The 311-nt window shown below is 75.9% G+C and carries 1 protein-coding gene; it reads right to left on the bottom strand.

Going from position 1 to position 311, the window contains the following annotated elements; translation table 11 throughout:
- Window positions 1–17: 17 nt before the first annotated feature.
- The coding region (locus ACH9D2_RS00580) for a biotin/lipoyl-containing protein (protein WP_396360766.1) at window positions 18–311 on the bottom strand (294 nt) is incomplete at its 5' end.

Below are 311 nucleotides of genomic sequence, written 5' to 3'. Positions count from 1 at the left end.
GGCGCCGGCGGACCGGGTCAGCCGGTGGTGTCGAGCACCAGGAGGAGGTCGCCGCCGGTGACCTGGGCGACGCCCTTCAGGGCCACCCGGGCGACGGTGCCGCCGGTGGGGGCGGTGATGGAGGCCTCCATCTTCATGGCCTCGATGGTGGCCACCTGTCCCCCGGCCTCCACGGTGTCGCCCTCGGCCACCGTCACGGTCACCGCCCCGGCGAAAGGGGCGGCCACGTGGCCGGGGTCGGCGGGGTCGGCCTTCTCGGTCTCGGGCACGGCCGAGGCGACCGAGGTGTCGCGGACCTCGATCATGCGCGG

Source organism: Kocuria rhizosphaericola (assembly GCF_044462205.1).
Classification (GTDB): Bacteria; Actinomycetota; Actinomycetes; order Actinomycetales; family Micrococcaceae; genus Kocuria; species Kocuria rhizosphaericola.
Note: the sequence above shows the minus strand (reverse complement) of the source record. Positions and strands in the feature narration are given on the sequence as shown.